Annotated in this window: 21 protein-coding genes; 8 read left to right on the forward strand and 13 right to left on the reverse strand. The window is 60.3% G+C overall.

The features are described from left to right. Positions 1 to 56: 56 nt before the first annotated feature. Positions 57 to 458 carry a MerR family transcriptional regulator gene (locus tag phaeop14_RS05630; protein ID WP_014874336.1) on the reverse strand — a complete coding sequence of 134 codons (402 nt, stop codon included), beginning with the start codon at positions 456 to 458 and terminating at the stop codon, positions 57 to 59. Positions 459 to 831: 373 nt separating this feature from the next. Continuing rightward, positions 832 to 1,209 carry a MerR family transcriptional regulator gene (locus tag phaeop14_RS05635; RefSeq protein WP_024097600.1) on the reverse strand — a complete coding sequence of 126 codons (378 nt, stop codon included), beginning with the start codon at positions 1,207 to 1,209 and terminating at the stop codon, positions 832 to 834. 116 nt (positions 1,210 to 1,325) lie between these two features. Between phaeop14_RS05635 and phaeop14_RS05640 the strand changes: the two genes are divergently transcribed. The 3 genes from phaeop14_RS05640 to phaeop14_RS05650 are packed head-to-tail and all read left to right on the forward strand — an operon-like array spanning position 1,326 to position 3,649. Further along, positions 1,326 to 1,748, forward strand: a complete 423-nt coding sequence (locus tag phaeop14_RS05640; RefSeq protein ID WP_040178706.1) for a PaaI family thioesterase — start codon at positions 1,326 to 1,328, stop codon at positions 1,746 to 1,748. Then, a complete protein-coding gene (locus phaeop14_RS05645) occupies positions 1,745 to 2,311 on the forward strand; it encodes a PaaI family thioesterase (RefSeq protein ID WP_040178191.1) in 567 nt (188 codons plus the stop codon). Before phaeop14_RS05640 ends, phaeop14_RS05645 begins: the two co-directional genes overlap by 4 nt. Before the next feature lie 6 nt (positions 2,312 to 2,317). Next, on the forward strand, positions 2,318 to 3,649 hold the full coding sequence (locus tag phaeop14_RS05650; RefSeq protein WP_096788992.1) for an MATE family efflux transporter: 1,332 nt from the start codon (positions 2,318 to 2,320) through the stop codon (positions 3,647 to 3,649). Positions 3,650 to 3,683: 34 nt separating this feature from the next. On the opposite strand, the gene arsC is transcribed toward phaeop14_RS05650, so the two are convergent. From arsC to phaeop14_RS05665, 3 genes are read right to left on the reverse strand one after another with little or no spacing between them, the layout of a single operon-like run. Beyond that, the gene (gene arsC, locus phaeop14_RS05655) at positions 3,684 to 4,025 is read right to left on the reverse strand and encodes an arsenate reductase (glutaredoxin) (RefSeq protein WP_040178193.1); all 342 of its coding nucleotides are present in this window, start codon (positions 4,023 to 4,025) and stop codon (positions 3,684 to 3,686) included. Further along, positions 4,022 to 5,080 (reverse strand): quinone-dependent dihydroorotate dehydrogenase, encoded by a 1,059-nt coding sequence (locus tag phaeop14_RS05660; protein WP_096788993.1) that lies wholly within the window; start codon positions 5,078 to 5,080, stop codon positions 4,022 to 4,024. Before phaeop14_RS05660 ends, arsC begins: the two co-directional genes overlap by 4 nt. Further along, positions 5,077 to 5,415: a DUF952 domain-containing protein gene (locus phaeop14_RS05665; protein ID WP_096788994.1), complete on the reverse strand. Its 339-nt coding sequence runs from the start codon at positions 5,413 to 5,415 to the stop codon at positions 5,077 to 5,079. The genes phaeop14_RS05660 and phaeop14_RS05665 overlap by 4 nt, the downstream gene beginning before the upstream one ends. A gap of 152 nt (positions 5,416 to 5,567) precedes the next feature. Between phaeop14_RS05665 and phaeop14_RS05670 the strand changes: the two genes are divergently transcribed. Continuing rightward, a complete protein-coding gene (locus phaeop14_RS05670) occupies positions 5,568 to 7,145 on the forward strand; it encodes a bifunctional metallophosphatase/5'-nucleotidase (RefSeq protein WP_040178197.1) in 1,578 nt (525 codons plus the stop codon). A 100-nt stretch (positions 7,146 to 7,245) separates the two neighbouring features. Further along, complete coding sequence (locus phaeop14_RS05675) at positions 7,246 to 7,554, forward strand: DnaJ family domain-containing protein (RefSeq protein ID WP_040178707.1); 309 nt, start codon at positions 7,246 to 7,248, stop codon at positions 7,552 to 7,554. Positions 7,555 to 7,655: 101 nt separating this feature from the next. Here the strand turns inward: phaeop14_RS05675 and phaeop14_RS05680 are convergent, their stop codons facing one another. Next, positions 7,656 to 8,147 carry a MarR family winged helix-turn-helix transcriptional regulator gene (locus phaeop14_RS05680; protein WP_040173130.1) on the reverse strand — a complete coding sequence of 164 codons (492 nt, stop codon included), beginning with the start codon at positions 8,145 to 8,147 and terminating at the stop codon, positions 7,656 to 7,658. Between the two features lie 166 nt (positions 8,148 to 8,313). On the opposite strand from phaeop14_RS05680, the gene mnmH reads away from it, so the two are divergent. Continuing rightward, a complete protein-coding gene (gene mnmH, locus phaeop14_RS05685) occupies positions 8,314 to 9,375 on the forward strand; it encodes a tRNA 2-selenouridine(34) synthase MnmH (RefSeq protein WP_096788995.1) in 1,062 nt (353 codons plus the stop codon). A gap of 36 nt (positions 9,376 to 9,411) precedes the next feature. On the opposite strand, the gene selD is transcribed toward mnmH, so the two are convergent. From selD to phaeop14_RS05720, 7 genes are all read right to left on the reverse strand, one after another. Further along, positions 9,412 to 11,571: a selenide, water dikinase SelD gene (gene selD, locus phaeop14_RS05690; RefSeq protein ID WP_096788996.1), complete on the reverse strand. Its 2,160-nt coding sequence runs from the start codon at positions 11,569 to 11,571 to the stop codon at positions 9,412 to 9,414. Positions 11,572 to 11,660: 89 nt separating this feature from the next. Beyond that, the gene (locus tag phaeop14_RS05695; protein WP_040173140.1) at positions 11,661 to 12,041 is read right to left on the reverse strand and encodes a Na+/H+ antiporter subunit G; all 381 of its coding nucleotides are present in this window, start codon (positions 12,039 to 12,041) and stop codon (positions 11,661 to 11,663) included. 9 nt (positions 12,042 to 12,050) lie between these two features. Next, on the reverse strand, positions 12,051 to 12,320 hold the full coding sequence (locus tag phaeop14_RS05700; RefSeq protein ID WP_014874349.1) for a K+/H+ antiporter subunit F: 270 nt from the start codon (positions 12,318 to 12,320) through the stop codon (positions 12,051 to 12,053). Continuing rightward, positions 12,317 to 12,814: a Na+/H+ antiporter subunit E gene (locus phaeop14_RS05705; RefSeq protein ID WP_014879732.1), complete on the reverse strand. Its 498-nt coding sequence runs from the start codon at positions 12,812 to 12,814 to the stop codon at positions 12,317 to 12,319. Before phaeop14_RS05705 ends, phaeop14_RS05700 begins: the two co-directional genes overlap by 4 nt. Next, positions 12,811 to 14,379, reverse strand: a complete 1,569-nt coding sequence (locus tag phaeop14_RS05710; RefSeq protein WP_096788997.1) for a monovalent cation/H+ antiporter subunit D — start codon at positions 14,377 to 14,379, stop codon at positions 12,811 to 12,813. Before phaeop14_RS05710 ends, phaeop14_RS05705 begins: the two co-directional genes overlap by 4 nt. Further along, a complete protein-coding gene (locus phaeop14_RS05715; RefSeq protein ID WP_040173145.1) occupies positions 14,376 to 14,729 on the reverse strand; it encodes a Na+/H+ antiporter subunit C in 354 nt (117 codons plus the stop codon). Before phaeop14_RS05715 ends, phaeop14_RS05710 begins: the two co-directional genes overlap by 4 nt. 2 nt (positions 14,730 to 14,731) lie before the next feature. Further along, a complete protein-coding gene (locus phaeop14_RS05720) occupies positions 14,732 to 17,593 on the reverse strand; it encodes a monovalent cation/H+ antiporter subunit A (protein WP_096788998.1) in 2,862 nt (953 codons plus the stop codon). Positions 17,594 to 17,857: 264 nt separating this feature from the next. Here phaeop14_RS05720 and phaeop14_RS05725 point away from each other — a divergent pair, with 264 nt between their 5' ends. Beyond that, a complete protein-coding gene (locus tag phaeop14_RS05725) occupies positions 17,858 to 18,421 on the forward strand; it encodes a rhodanese-like domain-containing protein (RefSeq protein WP_096788999.1) in 564 nt (187 codons plus the stop codon). Then, a complete protein-coding gene (locus phaeop14_RS05730) occupies positions 18,421 to 19,293 on the forward strand; it encodes a CE1 family esterase (RefSeq protein WP_096789000.1) in 873 nt (290 codons plus the stop codon). Before phaeop14_RS05725 ends, phaeop14_RS05730 begins: the two co-directional genes overlap by 1 nt. Positions 19,294 to 19,327 lie beyond the last annotated feature (34 nt).

A 19,327-nucleotide genomic window follows, 5' to 3' on the forward strand; every position in this document is an offset into this window, starting at 1 on the left:
GTGTCTGTCTGGATCGCCTCTCCCGCAACCGGGACAGGCAAGCATGGGGCCGGGATCTATTCCGCGGCTTCTTGTTTGGCGGTCATTGAGGCGATCACGCGATCCCCCCAACGCAGTTGCTCTTTCAAGTCGTCAATCGCCTCGTTCAGTTCATCGCGCTGGCGCTCCATATCGGCGAGACGCTCGCAGGCGATGTCATAGGTGCGGGTCAGCTGTGTCAGCTGCTGGTCGCCCATATGATAGAGGTTCAGAAGTTGCCGGATTTCCTCGAGGCTGAAGCCAAACCGCTTGCCACGCAGGATCAGCTTCAGCCGGGCCTGGTCGCGTTTGGTAAAGAGGCGTTTCTGACCCTCGCGGATTGGAAACAACAGCTCTTTGGCTTCGTAAAACCGCAATGTGCGCGGCGTTACGCCGAACTCATCGCACATCTGGCGGATGGTCTTGGTTTCATCGGTCATCGTCGTAACTCATAACTGCTGGGTTGTGAGACTAAGGTGAGCAGCTTGCCCGGCGTTTACAACAGTTAGTTGACGTTGACGTAAGTTGAACGCTGCGTCACTTCGAGAGGTGACGTAGGATCCGGTGGAGTGACGCAGCGTTATCTCGTTTGTGCCGCAACGGGTTGCCCTGTGAAATAGGGGTATATTGAAGTTTTACGGGCATAATCGGCGCGGAATTTGCGTCTATTATGTTCGATTAATTTGACTGAAGTCGCCGCGCTGCGATCATAAAATCGGGGTGTGATTTGGGTGGAATCACAAAACGCCCCACCAAACTGGCGGGGCGTTTCGGGTGGTAAGCCGATGATAGGTTCCCCCACAGGGGCAACGGTCAGGCGTCCTGCGACAGCAGGCTCAGCGTCGTGGCGCGCAGGTCGTGAAGCTCCTGCAGGGCCTCGTCCAGCTGCTCGCGCTGCTTGCGCAGCTCCCCCATCTGGCGGTCGGCCATTTCGACAAACGCGCGGTTTTGCGCCTCATCGCCCTCATTCTCATAGATCAGCAGCCATTGGCGGATCTCTTCCAGCTGAAAGCCGAACTTACGTCCACGCATGATCAGCTTCATCCGGGCGCGCTCACGGGCGCCATAAAAGCGGGATCGACCTTCACGGTCGGGCTGCAACAATTCGATGTACTCATAGTAGCGAAGCGTGCGCGGGGTCACGTCGAATTCGCTGCACATCTCCTTGAATGACAATTTCTGTTCGGTCATTCTCAATTCTCCCTTACCCGCAAACTAAGCGCAACCGACAGGGGGTTCAACCGCTGGGCTTGCTCTTCGGCCAAGGTATGGCTGATAAAGAGGAAATCAAAACAACAGGGGGCCTCATGGTCGACAAGACGCGATTTGCGCGACAGTTCATAGAAGCCATTCCTCACGCGCAGGAGCTGGGGATGAGGTTGACGGAACTGGGGGAGGGCACCGCCGAGATTATCATGCCCTATGATGAGAAGCTGATTGGGGATCCGGAAACTGGAGTTATTCATGGGGGGGCTGTATCGGCGCTGATGGATACCTGTTGCGGCGCTGCGGTGATGTGCCATCCTTCGGGGCCAGGGGGAACTGCAACCATTGATCTGCGCATTGATTACATGCGCGCGGCAACTCCCGGACAACGGATCCTGACCCGTGCCACCTGTCATCACATGACCCGCAATGTCGCCTTTGTGCGCGCCACCGCCATGGACGAGGACGAGGCAAACCCGGTCGCGACCGCTGTTGGCGCCTTTACAGTGGAGAGCAAGTTTTGAGCCGCCCCCGTCCCGAACCCGTCCAAGTGGTGAAACAGCGGCGCGATGCAGCGCTCGCCGCCCTTGTGGCGTCCGTGCCCTATGCGCGCTTTCTCAACATCACATTTGACCGCCGAGGGGATGAGCTGACGGCCCAGTTGAATTTTGACCACAAACTGATTGGGAACCCATTTCTGCCTGCCATTCACGGTGGCGTGACAGCCGCGTTTCTGGAGATGACAGCGGTCATGACGCTGACCTGGGCTAACCTCTGGGAGCGCATCGAAAGCGGCAGTCTTGATGTTGAGGAATTGGCCGCTGGTAAGCTGCCGCGCCAGCCCAAGACCATTGATTTCACTGTGGACTACCTGCGGTCTGGCCTGCCGAGGGATGCCTATGCACGGGCCACGGTGTCGCGGTCTGGTCGTCGCTATGCCTCGGTCCATGTGGCGGCTTGGCAGGATCACCGGGACAAGCTTTTTGCTCAGGCAACGGGCCACTTTCTGATGCCGCAGGAGGCGGCCACGCACTCCTCGGCCTCGCCGGAATTTGTGGCGGATGCTGCGCCGGGCGATAAGGCCTAGGCACAGATGACAAGCGTTGCCGCCGAAGGGGCCAAGCCGATCACCCATAAGCGCGTGTTGAAAATCGCGCTGCCGATCGTGCTGTCGAATGCCACCGTCCCGATCCTGGGTGCGGTGGATACCGGCGTGGTTGGCCAGATGGGGCAGGCGGCACCAATTGGCGCGGTTGGCATCGGGGCGGTCATTCTGGCGACGATCTACTGGATCTTCGGATTTCTACGGATGGGCACCACAGGGCTCGCTGCGCAGGCGCGCGGTGCTGGCGACTGGGCCGAGACAGGCGCGCTGCTGACCCGGGGCATCCTACTGGCCTTCGCTGCGGGCGCCGTATTTATCGTCGGACAGGCTGCTGTGTTCTGGGGCGCCTTTGCGCTGGCGCCAGCCAGTGCCGAGGTCGAAGGGCTGGCGCGGGCCTATCTGGAAATCCGGATTTGGGGCGCACCGGCGACCATTGCGCTTTATGCGGTGACCGGCTGGTTGATCGCGGTGGAGCGGACGCGCGGGGTCTTTGTGCTCCAGATCTGGATGAATGGCCTCAATATCCTTCTGGATCTGTGGTTTGTGCTGAGCCTTGGCTGGGGCGTTGAGGGTGTCGCCGCCGCGACCCTTATTGCGGAGTGGAGCGGCCTTGCGCTGGGGCTTTGGCTGTGTCGTGATGCCTTTGCGGGACGTCAGTGGCGCGACTGGGCGCGGGTCTTTGATCCGGTTCGCCTCAAGCGTATGATGCAGGTGAATGGCGACATCATGGTCCGCTCTGTCTTGCTGACCGGATCTTTCACCACCTTCCTGTTCATTGGGGCCGATCTGGGCGATGTCACGCTGGCGGCCAATCAGGTGCTGCTGCAATTTGTTGAAATCACCGCCTTCGCGCTAGACGGTTTTGCCTTCTCCGCAGAGGCGCTGGTCGGCAGCGCAGTGGGGGCCAAGGCGCGGATGCAGCTGCGGCGCGCGGCGGTTGTGGCCAGCCAATGGGGCGTTGGCGGCGCAATTGCGCTGGGGCTGCTCTTCTGGCTTGGCGGTGGGTGGCTGATTGACGTGATGTCCACGTCTGAGGAGGTGCGCGCGGCGGGGCGTGATTATTTGATCTGGGCGGCCATCCTGCCGCTGATCAGCGTCGCCAGCTATATGTTTGACGGCATTTACATCGGTGCCACCTGGACCCGAGATATGCGGATCGCGATGCTGCAATCAGTGGCAATCTACGTCGTTGCGCTTGTTGTTCTGGTGCCAACACTGGGCAACCACGGGCTCTGGGCGGCGCTGATGGTGCTGAATTTGGCGCGCGGCACCACGCTTGGTCTGCGCTATCCACGACTGGAGGCGCAGGTCGGCAGCTAGCGCGGCGGGCCTTTCTCACAACTCCAACAGGTGGTCAGAGGAGCGCAGTGAGACTCTCGGTTGGACGACCGATGATTGCGGTTTCCTCGGTGATTGCGATGGGACGCTCAATCAGGATCGGGTGGGCCGCCATCGCTGCAACCAGGCGCGTGTCGTCATCGGTCGTGCTGAGGTTCAGCTCTTTGAAGATCTTCTCACCCTTGCGCATCATATCGATTGCGCGAACACCAAGCTTGGCCTGAACCGCAGTCAGCTCAGCCTCTGACGGGGCATCATTGAGATAAAGCCGCACGGTCACCGTCGCGCCGCGTTCTTCCAGCAGGGCAAGGCCCGCACGGGATTTGGAGCAGCGCGGGTTGTGCCAATAGGTGATCATAGCCAGTCTCCTCTTTTACTGCCAACGGCCTCAGCGACGTTGGAGAACCCGTCTCGCGCCAGCAGCTGATCCAGCCCCCGCGCGATGTCACCGGCCAGAGACAGCCCTGCATAGACCATGGCGGTATAGAATTGCACTGCCGAGGCGCCGGCGCAGATCTTGGCATAGGCCTGCTCGGCATTGGAGATGCCGCCGACGCCCACCAGCGGCACACGACTGTCGAGCAGCTCAGACAGCTGCGCCAGAACACGGGTGGATTTCTCAAACAGTGGCGCACCAGACAGCCCGCCCGCTTCATCGTGATGGGCGCTGTTCAGCCCTGACCGCTCAAGGGTGGTATTGGTGGCAATCACCGCATCAATCCCGGTTTCAATCGCCACCTCCGCAATGTCTTCGATCCCGGCGCGATCAAGGTCCGGGGCGATTTTCAGGAACACAGGCACCCGCCGATCCAACCCGTCGCGGGTCTCGATCACGCCGTTGAGCAGGGCCGAGAGCGCCGCCTTGCCCTGAAGGTCGCGCAGTTTTTCGGTGTTGGGAGAGGAGACATTGACCGTGGCGAAATCCAGATGCGCGCCGCAATGGGCCAGCACCTTGGCAAAATCTGCTGCGCGGTCGCTGCTGTCCTTGTTGGCGCCAAGGTTGAGGCCGATCACAGCATCCTTTGGGCGGGCCGCGAGGCGCTGACCGATCACGGTCATGCCCTCATTGTTGAAGCCGAACCGGTTGATCGCGGCCTGATCTTCGGTCAGGCGGAACAGGCGTGGCTTGGGGTTGCCGGGTTGGGGCCGGGGGGTGGCGGCGCCTACTTCAATGAACCCGAAACCGGCCTGGCTGAGCGGGCGCAGCGCCTCTGCGTTTTTGTCAAAGCCGGCAGCCAACCCAACCGGGTTGGGCAGATCAAGGCCCGCGATCCGCGTCGTAAGCCGCGCAGATGTGACCGGGCCAGGCGTCGGCGTCAGACCCATTTTCAGCGCCTTGATCGACAGGCCATGGGCAGCCTCTGGATCACAGCGGTGCAGCGCCGCAAGGGCGAGACGTTCGGTCAGGCTCACGCCATGTCCTCCGGGAATTGATGCGTGCCATCAACCAGCAGCAGCGGCTTGGCCCAGAGCACGTCCTCCATGGTCATCTTGCGATAGAGATGCGGGAACTCGGCCCCACCGCGCGAGACCTCCCAGCGCAGGTCAGAACTAAGATGACCGGCCTCTACCGCGATCAGCCACAGTCCGTCAGCGCCTGCAAAATGTTTGGCCGCTGTTTCCTGCGATTGGCTGGCGGTGGAGAAATGAATGTAGCCATCGCTGAGATCGATCGGGGCGCCGAGGGTCTCGCCCTCTGTCTGCAGGGTGGTCCATTCGTCGGTGCGGAAGATTTTATAGATCAGCATGGCGCGGTGATGCCCTGCGTGTCCGGCTGAATCAAGGCCGAATATGGTGCCTGTTGACGCAAGGGCAGTGGGGTGGTGGATTTTTCCCCTTTGACTGCGCCCGCGTTTCCCCGCACCATTCGCCCAATAGAACAATAAGGGAGTATGTTTTCATGATGACGCGTTTTTTGACGTCTGTTGCCGCGCTTGGCCTGACGGCGGGGGTCGCCGCAGCGGATTACAAGCTGACCATTCTGCACACCAATGACTTCCACTCGCGGTTTGAGCCGATCAGCAAATATGACAGCGGCTGCCGCGAAGGCGACAATGCCGAAGGCAAGTGCTTTGGTGGATCCGCGCGTCTGGTGACCGCGCTTGCAGATGCGCGCGCGCGCAGCAACAACAGCATTCTTGTGGATGGGGGCGACCAGTTTCAGGGGTCGCTTTATTATACCTACTACAAGGGCAAAGTTGCCGCCGAGATGATGAACAAGCTGGGCTATGACGGTATGACCGTTGGCAACCATGAGTTCGACGATGGGCCTGAGGTGCTGCGCGGCTTTATGGACTCTGTTCAGTTCCCGGTTCTGATGTCCAATGCGGATGTCAGCGGTGAGCCCGCACTGGCGGATGTGCTGAAGAAATCCACCGTGATCGAGCGCGGTGGTGAGAAGATTGGTCTCATTGGTCTCACCCCTGAAGATACGCCTGATCTGGCCAGCCCGGGCAAGAACATCACCTTTACCAATCCGGTAGATGCGGTGCAGGGCGAAGTCGATAGGCTGACAGCCGAGGGCGTGAACAAGATCATCGTGCTCAGCCATTCGGGCTATGCAGTTGATCAGCGGGTCGCGGCCGGTACCACGGGGGTTGATGTAATCGTCGGCGGCCACAGCAATACATATCTCTCCAACACCTCGGACAAGGCGGCAGGCCCATATCCGACCATGGTGAATGACGTGGCCATCGTGCAGGCCTATGCCTATGGCAAGTTCCTGGGCGAACTGAACGTGACCTTCGACGATGCCGGAAATGTCATTGAGGCGGTGGGTGAGCCGCTGATTATGGACGGTACCGTTACTGAGGACGAAGGCACCGTTGCCCGTATTGCTGAGCTGGCCAAACCGCTGGATGAGATCCGCAACAAGGTTGTTGCAGAGAGCGCAGAAGCGGTTGACGGCGACCGCAACAATTGCCGCGTTCAGGAATGTCAGATGGGCAATCTGGTGGCCGATGCCATGCTTGACCGGGTGAAGGATCAGGGCGTCAGCATCGCCATCGCCAACTCTGGCGGGATCCGCGCCAGCTTGGAACCCGGTGAGGTCACCATGGGCGAGGTCCTGACGGTGCTGCCGTTCCAGAACACGCTCTCGACCTTTGAAATCACCGGTGAGGAGGTGATTGCGGCGCTGGAGAACGGGGTAAGTCAGGTTGAAGAGATCAAGGGCCGCTTCCCGCAGGTCGCCGGTCTGAAGTTCACCTGGGATCCCACGGTTGCCCCTAATGAGGGCCGCATTCAGGATGTCATGGTTGGCGAAGGTGACAGTTTCGCACCGATTGATCCGGCCAAGACCTATGTGGTTGTCACCAACAACTACGTTCGCAATGGCGGCGACGGTTACAAGGTCTTCGCGGGTGACGACAAGAACGCCTATGACTTCGGCCCGGATCTGGCTGACGTGATGGCAGAATATCTGGTCGAAAATTCGCCCTATAAACCCTACACCGACGGCCGCATCAGCCAGAAGTGAGTGACGGCAGCGGCTGCGCTGCTTATCAAAGTAAACTGGACCGCGCCATATATCTGGCGCGGTCTTTGTTTTTTTGCCTTTGTTGGGGCATAAGACGGTTATGGACCACCCGCTGATTGACCTTATCAATGCCCGCATCGAGAAGGCGGAGGCCGATGGCGCTTTTGACAATTTGTCAGGGGCAGGCAAGCCGTTGCGCCACGTCGATGACCCGGAGAACGCGCTGGTCAATCGCTTGGTTCAGGAGAGTGGCGGGGTGCCGGAATTTGTCAGCTTGTCCCGGACGCTGTCCGATCTGCGACAGCAGCTGATCGACACAGGCGACCGGACAAAGCGTCAGGACATCATGAAAGAGATGTCCATGCTTGAGGCCCGTATTGATCTGGCACGTAAGGCTTATGGAAAATAGCGCTCCATCGGTGGATATTTGCTGGTAGGGGCCGGTCGGGCCATCCAGTCGTTCGTAATTTGCCGATATTATTCGGCCCCTTGGGCGTTATGGGAGTTTAGTTAGTCGTCTTTCAGCGGTGCTGCCGGCGCCCGGTGCGGTGCGCGGCGCAAACGGTCGCCGACCTGCGTAGCCTTCGTCAGTAGTGTGGTCATCTGCACCTGCTCGGCGGGGCTGAGGCCGGTCAGAATATCGGTCTGCAATTCCTCAACAATCGGCAGGGCGCGGCGCAGCAGAGAATGCCCGCTGTCGGTCAGCGTCACCACCCGAGCGCGCCGATCCGTCGTTGAGACATCGCGCTGGATCAGCGCCTTGGCTTCCAGCCTGTCAATCACCTTGCCAAGCGTCGCCCGATCATAGGCTATGCGGGCGGCAATCGTCGCCTGATCTACACCGGGTTCATGGGCCACGGCTTCGATAGCGGCAAACTGAACCGGGGTCAGGTCTATGTCATTGCGTGCCATATGGTCCGCAAACAGCGCTACAGATATTTGGTGCAATCGCCGGATCAGATGGCCCGGGAACTGCAAGGTATCTACCGGTGGCTCTGGCATGTCCTACCTCCCGTTGGACAAAAGGATCCCGTGCACATCCGGCAGGGTCGGGTGCGGTGGAACAAAAGATAGAATTTCAAACGAATCTTCGAACCATAATAAAATGTTTACAGGGCGAAGGGAATGCGACTTTTCCTTACGTCCGTGGCGCTGTAGATCATCGGATATGACCATTCGTTTTACATCGCTATCCGAAATACTTGAACAGGACTACGATTGTGTCATTGACGTGCGGAGTCCCGCCGAATTTGCCGAGGATCACTGGCCGGGTGCCATCAACCTGCCGGTTCTGGACAATGAAGAACGCGCCGAAGTCGGAACGATCTACGTTCAGCAAAGCCCGTTTTTGGCGCGCAAAGTGGGTGCGGCCAAAGTGTTTCGCAATGCCGCTGATCATGTTGAACAGCGGCTAAGCCATCATTCCGGTTCCTGGCGGCCACTGGTCTATTGCTGGCGGGGTGGTCAGCGCTCGGGCAGCTTTACCTGGTTGCTGCAACAGATCGGTTGGCGCGCCGATGTGGTTGAGGGCGGCTATCAAAGTTACCGCCGCCTGGTGAATGACTATCTATATACTACCGAACTGCCGCATCGTTTTGTGGCGCTTGATGGCTATACTGGCACCGCGAAAACCGACATTCTGAAACGGGTTCAGTCCCTTGGTGGGCAGGTTTTGGATCTGGAAGGGCTGGCGCATCATCGCGGCTCACTGCTGGGCGATCACCCGACGCCGCAGCCGAGCCAGAAGGCGTTCGAGTCTGAAATAGCTGGCCAGTTGGCGCGGATGACACCGGATCGCCCTGTACTGGTGGAGGCAGAATCCAGCAAAATTGGTGCGCGGATCATTCCGCCGCGACTGTGGTCAGGAATGAAACGCGCCCCGAGAATTGAGATTGAGGCCTCCATTGCTGCGCGCTGCCGCTACCTGTTGGCGGGGTACGACGACATCCTGTCCAATGGTGACATGCTGCGTGTCCGGTTGGATGGGTTGCGCGCGCATCGCTCCAACGCTGTGGTCGATGGCTGGTTGCAGTTGATTGATGCAGGCGACAAACCAGCGCTGACGGAGGCGTTGATGGTGCAGCATTACGATCCGGCCTATCAGACTGCGCGCCGGAGCATTGGTGCCGATGTTGTCGCGACACTTCGGGCCGGGGATCTTGGGGAGGCTGATCTGGACCGGCTGGCCGCCGATCTGCTTGGTGAACTTGATCAATTGTCGCTTGGATAACCTCCCGTGCCGGAGGTCTGCAACGCTACACCCACCTTAGGCGAGGGTAATCGCGCCTGCCGTATCTGACATATGGCCGATGATGGTGGCATTTGGGGCATGGGTGCGCAGTTGCGGCAACAGGGCTTCTGCCTGCCTCATGGGGAGTGCAGCCAGCAGGCCGCCGGCCGTTTGCGGATCAAACAACAGATCCTGCACGCCACCGGTGGAAATCTCCGGCAACTGGGCGGCGTTTTCCGCAAACAGAGAGGACCGGATCCCCCGCGCCGACAGGGCAGCCGCACCGGGCAGATAGGGGATCGCATCAAGACGAAGCTCAGCGCCGAGCTTGGATGCCTCACATATCCCAAGGAGATGCCCCAGCAACCCGAACCCGGTCACATCCGTCATCGCATGGGCACCGCACAGCAGCTCAGCAGCCTGGCCTTGCGGCTGGCTCATGGAGGTCAAAGCCCCCGCCACGACCGCCCCATCAGCAGCCCCGGTCATTTCAGCGGCCATGATCACACCGGTGCCAAGCGGTTTGGTCAGGATCAGCGCATCTCCGGGCTGCGCCCCGGCCAGGGTGATGGGCTGTCTGTGACAGAGCCCGGTGACACTAAACCCGATGGTCAGCTCATCCCCGACAGAGGTGTGGCCGCCAACGATATCGGCCCCCGCGTCGCGGATGATCTCACCGGCGGCGACCATGATTTCATGCAGGGTCCGGGCCTGCAGCTCCGGTGACAGTTTCGGCAGGATCAGATTGGCGGTTGCGGCTTGCGGCGCGGCGCCCATGGCCCAGATATCGCCAAGCGCATGCACCGCCGCGATCCGCGCCATCACAACAGGGTCCGCAGTAAAAGCCCGCAGGTGATCGGTGCTGAGAACCTGTTGCTGCCCACCAGTCATCAACAGCGCTGCATCATCACCGGGCAGGGGCGTGATATCCGCGCGCCGCACCTCTGGCGCTGAACTGAGCGTGGCCTTCAGCGCGCGGGCGCCAACCTTCGCGCCGCAGCCACCGCACATCGGCTTTTCTCCAAGTACCTCGGGCAGGTCATGGGTGTGTTCCGGGGGCAAATCCGGGGTTTCCATCTGCGGAAGGTCGCGGAACTGCGCCATGAAGGTCTGATCAATGTGGTCTTTCCACCGCCAGATCCAACTGCCGGAGAAGGTCTGGCCGAACCGTTCGCCCACGGCACTCTTGTCGCCCATGGAGATCAGTTTCAGATAGTCCTTTTGCGGTTGATACTGGCGCAGCGGATCCTTGGTCAGGCTGGCACGCAAATTGTGGTAAAGCACCGGCGCCTGACGCACCGCGTAAACCCCGGCCTTGGGGCGCGGATCCGTGCTGAAGTGGGCGCAGTCGCCGCTGGCAAAGACACCTGTCTGGCTGGTTTGCAGGGCGCTGTCCACGCGGACAAAACCATGCTGCAGGTCCAAACCGCTATTGGAAAGCCAGGCATACGGGCGCGCGCCCGCCGCGCCTGTTGTGAAATCGGAGCGGATGGCCCGGCCATCATCCAGCACCACATGGGCGGCTTCAATCTGTGTGATCGTAGCCTGCTCAATCACGGTAACACCCAAATCATGCAGCGCTTTTCGCAGCCGGGCCTGAGCTTTGCTGCCTGCGTCATCAAGGATGGTGCCACGGTCAATCAGCGTGGCCTGGGCCAGTCGCCTGCGGGCGCGCAGGGCATGGGCCATGGAGAGGATCAGTTCCACCCCGGCCACGCCACCGCCGATCACCGCAACATGGGCCGGGCCATTTCCCTCAAGATATGTAGCCCAGCTGGCGGCAAAGCGGCCCAGCGGCTTGGCCGGGATCGCGTGGTCCTTGAACCCGGCCATGTCCGGCATCGCGGACGTGATGCCGAGATTGATCGCTGCAACGTCGTAGGCAATAGGCGGGCGGCCTGCGACATGTACCTGTCGGGCGTGTGTATCGATGTGTTCCGCAGCCCCGAGAATAAGCCGCGCACCTGCGAAGCGCGCCAGCTTCACCAGATCAATGTCCAGCGCGCCCCGATCATAGTGCCCGGCGACGAAGCCGGGCAGCATCCCGGAGTAGGGCGCGGTGGGGCCGGGGTTGATCACGGTCAAACGCGCACCTGCCAGGGGGCGCATTCCCCATTTGCGCAGCACCAGCGCATGCGTGTGCCCGCCGCCGATCAACACCACGTCTTTGGTCTGGGGGAGGGGGGCTGCATGCATTGTTGTCGTCCACCGGTCTGCGCAGGGTCACCCGGACAGGCTGCGCCCCGGATGAAAGACCCCCGCCGAAAGGGGCGGGGGGTGTTTGGTCAGACCTCAGGCCCGATCACTTCGTTCTCGGGCTTCTTATGGGTCGCCCAGATTTTGTCCTCGCCTGCGTCCGGCAGGCTGTCCGGGGTGTCATGGCGGTGGATATGTACCTTGGCAATGAAATTTGCCGTGATCGGGGCGGTCAGGAACAGGAACAGAGTGATCATCAGCTCATGCACCGACAGATGGTGCTCATAAACCGCTGCATGGGTCATGGAGGCCAGAAGCACACCGCCGACGCCCAGCGTTGTTGCCTTCGTTGGCGCATGCAGCCGCGACATGCGGTCGTTGAGTTTCAGCAGGCCGAATGAGCCGACGATACCGAACACCCCGCCGATCACGAGAAACCCGGCAATGACGATGTCAAAGAATTGGTCCATGGTCTCTCCTCACTCGATGATATTGCCGCGCAGGATGAACCGCGCATAGGCCACAGTGGAGACAAATCCCAGCATGGCGATGATCATTGCCGCCTCAAAGAAGATCTCAGTCCCAAGCGCCAAGCCATAAAGCACCATAAGCGCGATCGCGTTGATGAACATGGTGTCCAGGGCGAGGATCCGGTCAGCAACATCCTCGGCCGAGACGACCTTCCAGAGGTTCATCAGCAGCGACAATGCAAAGCAGACGAACGCAAAAATTGCAGCAGTTTCGATCATTCGAAGATCTCCTTCAGGCGACGTTCGTAGCGGTCTTTGATGTCGTCGCGCACCGCCTCCGGATCGGGCGCATCCAGGCAATGCACCAGCAGCGCATGGCCCTCGGCCGAAAGGTCCGCCGATACGGTCCCCGGGGTCATGGTGATTGTTGCGGCCAATACCGTGATCGCCTCGGGCGTGCGCAGCTCCAGCGGCACAGTCACCCAATTGGGGTGACGGCGGGAATTGGGTTTGAACAGCACGATCTTGGCGACCACCAGATTGGCAACCACAATATCGTAAAGCACGATGAGGACATAGCCGATGATCTTCATCGGGCCTTTCATCTTCAGCTGTTGCGGCCAGTAGGGCTGCGTCAGGAAGGGGATCAAAACCCCCAGCATGAAGCCAAAGACCAAGGAGTTCAGAGACCAGCCGTTGACCAGCAGCAGCCAGGTCACAGTCAGCACCAGTGTTAGGATCGGGTGCGGCAGTATGCGGCGCATCAGCTTCATTTTGAGGCCCCCCCGAGGACGGTTTCGATATAGGCGGTCGGCGTGAACAGCTGGGCCGCGGTTGCATCGGCATAACGCGTCATCGGCCCGGCAAAGACGGTGAGCATTACAAGTGCGGTCATCAGGGCAAAGCAGACAACCAGCGGCAGAACCGGTGCCGCCGCAGGGGCTGCGGTTGCCTCACCGTCCAGAAGATCGTCGTCCTCAGCATTTGCGACTGCATCAGGATCAACATCGCTGTCCGGCAAACCATGGCTTTTCCAGAAAATCAGCGTGCCGGCACGGGCGAGGCCTATGATCGTCACGAGAGAGCCGATCAGGATTACCGCCCAGATCCACCAGACCAGATCATGATCCCGGGCGGCGTCCATCACCAGCAGCTTGCCAATGAAGCCGGAGAGCGGCGGCATCCCCGCCAGCGCAATCGCAGCAACAAAGAACATCACAGACAGCAGTCCGCTCTGCGGCATCAACCGCATCGCCGCAACCGCGCCGCCCTGACGCTCCATCACCTGATCGGCTATCAGGAACATCAGTGCTGTCGCTAGCGTAGAATGGACAATGTAGTAGAGCGCCGCGCTGGTGGCAGCCGGGGTAAACAGCGCGATTGAAATCAGCAGCGTGCCCATCGATGTGATCGCGCCAAAGGCCACCAGCCGTCCGATCTCACGAGAGCCGAGGACACCAACAGCCCCGACCGCAAGCGTCAACAGCGCCGCAGGCAGCAGCCAGTCGCCAACCAACCCTTCGGTGATTGCGACGTCCGGGCCAAAAATCAGGGTGTAGACGCGCAGGATCGAATAAGCGCCGACCTTGGTCATGATCGCAAACAGGGCAGCAACAGGCAGGGGCGCATGGCTGTAGGAGGCCGGCAACCAAAAATGCAGCGGCAGAACCGCAGCCTTGATCGCAAAAACCAAGAGCAGCATCACTGCGCCCACTCTAAGAAGCGCGGTTTCTTCGGCGGACATCTCGGCCACACGGACCGCCAGATCCGCCATGTTCAGCGTGCCGGTGACGGCGTAGATGGTGCCGAGGGCAAACAGAAACAGGGTGGAGCCCAAGAGGTTATAGACCACATATTGCACCCCGGCCTGAAACCGTTTGGCACCGCCTGCGTGGATCATCAGCCCGTAGGAGGCAATCAGCAGCACCTCGAAGAACACAAACAGGTTGAAGGCATCCCCGGTCATGAAGGCCCCCAGAATGCCCATGATCTGGAACTGGAACAACGCGTGGAAATTAGCACCACGGGAATCCCAACCGGTGCCAATCGCATAAAGCACCACCGCCAGCGCCAGCACCGAGGTGAGGACGATCATCATCGCCGACAGCCGATCCAGCACAAGCACGATCCCAAAGGGGGCAGGCCAGTCGCCCAATTCATAGACCTGCACGGTGCCATCTGCCGCTTGCGCGGCCAGCGCCAGCGTCAGGCACAGTACCAGCACGCTGCTGGCAACGGAAAAAATCCGTTGCAGATCCAGATGGTAGCGCAGCACCATGATAATGAAGGGTGCGACAAGGGCCGGCAGGACAATCGGCGCAATCACAAGGTGGTTCATGCGTCTTCTCCTGCTTTCGCATCGTCGTCGCTGAGGTTGATCCGGTCATCCTGCGACGACAGATAGGCCCCAAGCGCGATCATCACGACAACGGCAGTCATGCCAAAGGAGATCACGATCGCGGTGAGCACCAGCGCCTGCGGCAGTGGATCGGTATAGGCCACCTCTTCGTATTTGTTGAGGATCGCTGGCGCGTTGGTCATCAGACGGCCCGTGGCAAACAGGAACACGTTCACCGCATAGGACACCAGCGACAGCCCAAGAATAACGGGAAAGCTGCGACGGCGCAGGATCAGGTAGATGCCGGCCGCGGTCAGAACGCCCACGGCCGAAGCGACTAGAATTTCCATAATCAGCCCTCGTTCTCGGTCTTGGCCACATCATCGCGGGCCGGGTTGATATCCATCGCATGGGTGCTGTCGGTCCCAGGCTGCCAGGCAAAGCGCGACAGGCTCTCCAGCGCCAGCAGAACCGCGCCGACGACGGCCAGGAACACGCCGAGATCAAACAGCGCCGCAGTGGCCCATTCGAACTCCTCCAGCGGTGCCCAATGGATGTAGCCAAAGGCGCTGGTCAGGAATGGTTGGCCACTGAACCACGACCCCATGCCGGTTGCGGCGGCAATCAGCACGCCGGACCCGATGATGCCATGGTAGGGGTAGCGCTGCCGCTCGGTCGCCCAGGCAAAGCCAGACGCCATATATTGCATGATGACAGCAATCGCTGCGATCAGACCGGCGATAAAGCCACCGCCGGGCAGATTATGCCCCCGGAAGAAGATATAGGCCGCCACCATCAGTGCCAGCGGCATCATCACGCGGGTCGCCACCACCATCATCATCGGATGGGAGTCACCGGCCTGTGGCAGATCCGGTTTGCGGTTCAGCAGATAGGCCCGCACGCGGGTGCCCAAGACCGCTTCGGTCAGGGCAAAAATCACCAGTGCAGCAATCCCCAGCACGATGATCTCGCCAAAGGTGTCAAAGCCCCGGAAATCGACCAGGATCACATTGACCACATTGGTGCCGCCGCCGCCCTTGTAGGAGTTCTCAAGGTGAAAGCCGGAAATCGTCTCGCCGATGAAATCACGGGTCATGAGGGCATAGATCAGCCCGCCGACGCCCAGACCTGCGATGCTGGCAATGGAGATATCGCGCAGACGGGCACCGCCGGAGCTTTCGACCGGGGTTTCTTTCGGCATGAAGTTCAACGCCAGCAGCATCAGGATGATAGTGACCACCTCGACCGAAATCTGCGTCAGGGCGAGATCCGGGGCCGACATGTAGTTGAAGCCCATGGAGACCACGAGACCAACAACACCAATCAGCACCAGTGCCAGCAGGCGATTTCGGTGCATCGCGACAAGGAAACCAGTGGCGATCAACAGGCTCGCCCAACCGAGGATCGGAATCAGGCCCGCATCCTGAAGGGTTCGTGTCGGGGCGGCCAATGTGCCGGATTGATAGGCGTAGTAGGACAGCACCGCCGTGAAGGTGATCATGATCCCGCCATACCGCGGCATAGAGCCATTGTGCATCCCGTCGGTGATCCCGCGCGCGAGGCGGGTCAGGGCAGCAATCAGCGCCTCGAAAATCACCTTTGCCTCAGGGCGCGGAGTGGCATTCCACAGACGCATCAGTGGCTTGTGCAGCATCAGCAGCACCACACCGCCAACAACCGCGACCATCGACATATAGAGCGCCGGGGTAAACCCGTGCCAGAGTTTCAGAGAGTAATAGGGCAGTTTCTCGCCACCGATGACCGCAGAGGCCGCTGTGGCCACAAGTGGCCCGACAATCTTCGCCGAGAACAGGCCGATCAGCACCACCAGACCGACGAGGAACGCAGGCGCCAGCCACATACCGGCACCCGGATCATGCGGGGTCGCCGGATAATCATCTCGTTTCGGACCGAGGAACACATGGGCGATAAACCGGAACGAATACGCCGCAGAGAACAGCGCCCCCAGCAGCGCGAGGCCAGGCACCAGATAATGTGAGCCAGCCCAGGCCGTGTGCACGGTTTCCTCAAGCATCATTTCCTTGGACAGGAAGCCGTTGAAGGGCGGAATGCCGGCCATCGACAGCGCTGCAACCGTCGCAATGGCAAAAGTGATCGGCATCAGGTGCCGCAGGCCGCCAAGACGCTTGATGTCACGTGTATGGGCCTCGTGGTCGACAATGCCGGCACTCATAAACAACGCCGCCTTGAAGGTCGCGTGGTTGATGATGTGGAACACTGCGGCCACCGCCGCAAACTTGGTGCCAAAGCCCAAGAGCATGGTGATCAACCCCAGATGGCTGACGGTTGAAAACGCCAGAAGCGCCTTCAGATCATCCTTGAACAGGGCGATGATCGCACCCAGCACCATGGTGATCAGCCCGGTTGTGGCAACGATATAAAACCACTCAGGCGTGCCGGCCAGAACGGGCCACATCCGCGCCATCAGGAACAGACCTGCCTTCACCATCGTGGCAGAGTGCAGATAGGCCGATACCGGGGTAGGCGCCGCCATTGCGTGGGGCAGCCAGAAATGAAACGGGAACTGGGCTGACTTTGTGAACGCGCCGATCAGGATCAGGATCAAGGCGGGCAGATAAAGCGGCGAGGCTTGGATGACCTCCTTCGCGCCGAGGATGACGGTCAGGTCATAGGATCCAACGATATTGCCGAGGATCAGCATGCCACCGATCATGGCCAGACCACCCGCACCGGTGACAGTCAACGCCATGCGCGCGCCCTGGCGCCCTTCCGGCAGATGTTTCCAGTAACCGATCAGCAGAAAGGAGCTGAGCGAGGTGAGTTCCCAGAAAATCAGCAGCAACAGGATGTTATCGGATGTGACAATACCCACCATCGCGCCCTGAAACAGCAGCAGATAGGTGTAGAAATTGCCCATCGGATCTTCGCGCGACAGGTAAAACCGCGCATAAAGGATGATCAGCAGGCCAATACCAAGGATCAACCCCGCAAAGAGGAAGCCTAGCCCGTCAAGAAAGAAGTTGGCGTTCAGCCCCAGGGCGGGCAGCCAGTCGAATTGCGCCTGAATGACCTCCCCGCGCATCACCGCCGGGGCGTGCAGCATCAGTCCGATGAATGCGAGCAATGTTGTCAGGCCTGCCGCCGATGCCGAGGCATTGCGCCCGGCACGGATCAATAGCGCGGGGAATACCGCGCCCAGAAAGGGCAGGGCTGCAATCAGGAACAGGGACACGTGCGGTTCTCCTCCATGCACAGGGCCAGATCGTTTGCTGCCTAAGCAATTTTTCGCAACTGTGCCAGCCCCGACCGCGCCTGCAAACCCTGCAAAAGCGGCGATCAGGTTAGTTTTTTGCGCGCCGCACCGGTTTGATGCGATCTGGTGTCAGGTTGACAAGAACTTGATCACCATGCGGGATGTCTCATGCTGAACACTATGCAGGAACCTGCTAGGTCTTGGATCATGTAGGACGACGCCTGCAGTGAGGGGAGAGGCCAGATGTCGCATTCTCAATCAAAACGGTCAGATAATTCCAACCCTCAGTCCGAAGGCGGCGACGACACTCCACAAATCACTTCGGGGCTGGGCGGTTCGGTGATCTCGCGGCGTAAGTTCCTGCGCGCCGGTCTGGCTTTTGGCGGGTTGGCCTTTGCGGGTGTCGGTGGATATGTCTGGTGGCGCCGCCAGCCCCCAGACCATGATTTGCCGCGTCTGACGGTGGAGGAGGCCTTTGCAAAAGCCAAGGCAGATGAGTTGATCCTGGTGGATATCCGCACCCCGCGCGAATGGCGGGCGAGCGGGGTGCCCGTTGGCAGCCATCAGATTGATATGCGGCGCGACGATTTTCTGGCGGCGCTTGATCAGGTTACCGGCGGCAATCGCAGTGCGGCGCTGGCGCTGATCTGCGCCCGCGGCGTGCGTTCGGCCCGTGTGACCCTGGCGTTGGATGCGGCGGGGTATTCCAATGTCATGGACGTACCGGAGGGCATGCTTGGCTCTGCCGCTGGTCCGGGCTGGTTGCGCAGCAATCTACCCGTCGCCCGCTGGACGGGGCAGGGCTGATGCGGCCCGCGATTGTGCGCGCTGGTCGCTTGTGCTTGGGTCTTGCTGTGGCGCTGTCCGGTATCTCACTCGCATCTGTGGCCGTGGCTGAATGTGGCCCACGGGGTGATGCCTGTCAGATAAAAGACGGGGGTTATCATATCGTCCTGCCTGACACGCCACCTGACACGCATCCCGGCGCGGCAATCCCGGCAGTGATGTTTCTGCACGGATATGGCGGCTCGGGCGAAGCCGCCCTGCGCAATCAGGCGATGGTCGATGGTCTGACCGGGCGCGGCTATGCGGTCATCGCACCCACGGCGCTGCCCCGCAATCCCGGCGGCCCCCGCTCTTGGGCGTTTTTGGCTGATTTCGGTGGCCGTGACGAATCTGCCTTCTTCGACGCAGTCCTGGAAGATGCCGAAAAGCAGTTTAACATCGACCGAGAGTCGATTGTATTATCAGGATTTTCCGCAGGTGCCTTCATGGTCAGCTATCTCGCGTGTTCGTCACCTGATCAGTTCCTTGCCTATGCAACGGTGTCGGGCAGTTTCTGGCGGCCTCAACCAGAGAGCTGCGCAGGCCCAATCCGCCTGATGCATACTCATGGATGGGCGGATGAGGTGGTGCCGCTGGAAGGGCGCTACCTTGGAAACAGGCGCTTTCAGCAGGGCGATATCTTTGCCGGGCTGGAGTTGTGGCGGGATACCAACGGGTGCGACACACATGCGCCAAGCCGCAGTTGGTCCGCTGGCGGTCAACTGCGGCGTCGCTGGGACTGCGGACCGAACGCGGATATCGAATTGGTGCTGTTTGCGGGCGGTCACCGGGTGCCACGGGATTGGGCCAACTGGCTGGTGGATTGGGTCGAGAACAGCGCACTGTCGCAATGAGGCAACAGGTTTCGCGGTCATATTGATGTCGATA

The sequence above is a fragment of the Phaeobacter piscinae genome, from assembly GCF_002407245.1.
GTDB lineage: Bacteria > Pseudomonadota > Alphaproteobacteria > Rhodobacterales > Rhodobacteraceae > Phaeobacter > Phaeobacter piscinae.

Bases quoted from the DNA above. Each gene is read 5' to 3' on its own strand.
- selD (WP_096788996.1), bottom strand. From the start codon at position 11,571: ATGCATGCAGCCCCCCTCCCCCAGACCAAAGACGTGGTGTTGATCGGC.
- phaeop14_RS05695 (WP_040173140.1), bottom strand. From the start codon at position 12,041: ATGGACCAATTCTTTGACATCGTCATTGCCGGGTTTCTCGTGATCGGC.
- phaeop14_RS05630 (WP_014874336.1), bottom strand. From the start codon at position 458: ATGACCGATGAAACCAAGACCATCCGCCAGATGTGCGATGAGTTCGGC.
- phaeop14_RS05705 (WP_014879732.1), bottom strand. From the start codon at position 12,814: ATGAAGCTGATGCGCCGCATACTGCCGCACCCGATCCTAACACTGGTG.
- phaeop14_RS05665 (WP_096788994.1), bottom strand. From the start codon at position 5,415: ATGCTGATCTATAAAATCTTCCGCACCGACGAATGGACCACCCTGCAG.
- phaeop14_RS05730 (WP_096789000.1), top strand. From the start codon at position 18,421: ATGCGGCCCGCGATTGTGCGCGCTGGTCGCTTGTGCTTGGGTCTTGCT.
- mnmH (WP_096788995.1), top strand. From the start codon at position 8,314: ATGACCATTCGTTTTACATCGCTATCCGAAATACTTGAACAGGACTAC.
- phaeop14_RS05710 (WP_096788997.1), bottom strand. From the start codon at position 14,379: ATGAACCACCTTGTGATTGCGCCGATTGTCCTGCCGGCCCTTGTCGCA.
- phaeop14_RS05700 (WP_014874349.1), bottom strand. From the start codon at position 12,320: ATGATCGAAACTGCTGCAATTTTTGCGTTCGTCTGCTTTGCATTGTCG.
- phaeop14_RS05670 (WP_040178197.1), top strand. From the start codon at position 5,568: ATGATGACGCGTTTTTTGACGTCTGTTGCCGCGCTTGGCCTGACGGCG.
- phaeop14_RS05650 (WP_096788992.1), top strand. From the start codon at position 2,318: ATGACAAGCGTTGCCGCCGAAGGGGCCAAGCCGATCACCCATAAGCGC.
- phaeop14_RS05715 (WP_040173145.1), bottom strand. From the start codon at position 14,729: ATGGAAATTCTAGTCGCTTCGGCCGTGGGCGTTCTGACCGCGGCCGGC.
- phaeop14_RS05675 (WP_040178707.1), top strand. From the start codon at position 7,246: ATGGACCACCCGCTGATTGACCTTATCAATGCCCGCATCGAGAAGGCG.
- arsC (WP_040178193.1), bottom strand. From the start codon at position 4,025: ATGATCACCTATTGGCACAACCCGCGCTGCTCCAAATCCCGTGCGGGC.
- phaeop14_RS05725 (WP_096788999.1), top strand. From the start codon at position 17,858: ATGTCGCATTCTCAATCAAAACGGTCAGATAATTCCAACCCTCAGTCC.
- phaeop14_RS05635 (WP_024097600.1), bottom strand. From the start codon at position 1,209: ATGACCGAACAGAAATTGTCATTCAAGGAGATGTGCAGCGAATTCGAC.
- phaeop14_RS05680 (WP_040173130.1), bottom strand. From the start codon at position 8,147: ATGCCAGAGCCACCGGTAGATACCTTGCAGTTCCCGGGCCATCTGATC.
- phaeop14_RS05640 (WP_040178706.1), top strand. From the start codon at position 1,326: ATGGTCGACAAGACGCGATTTGCGCGACAGTTCATAGAAGCCATTCCT.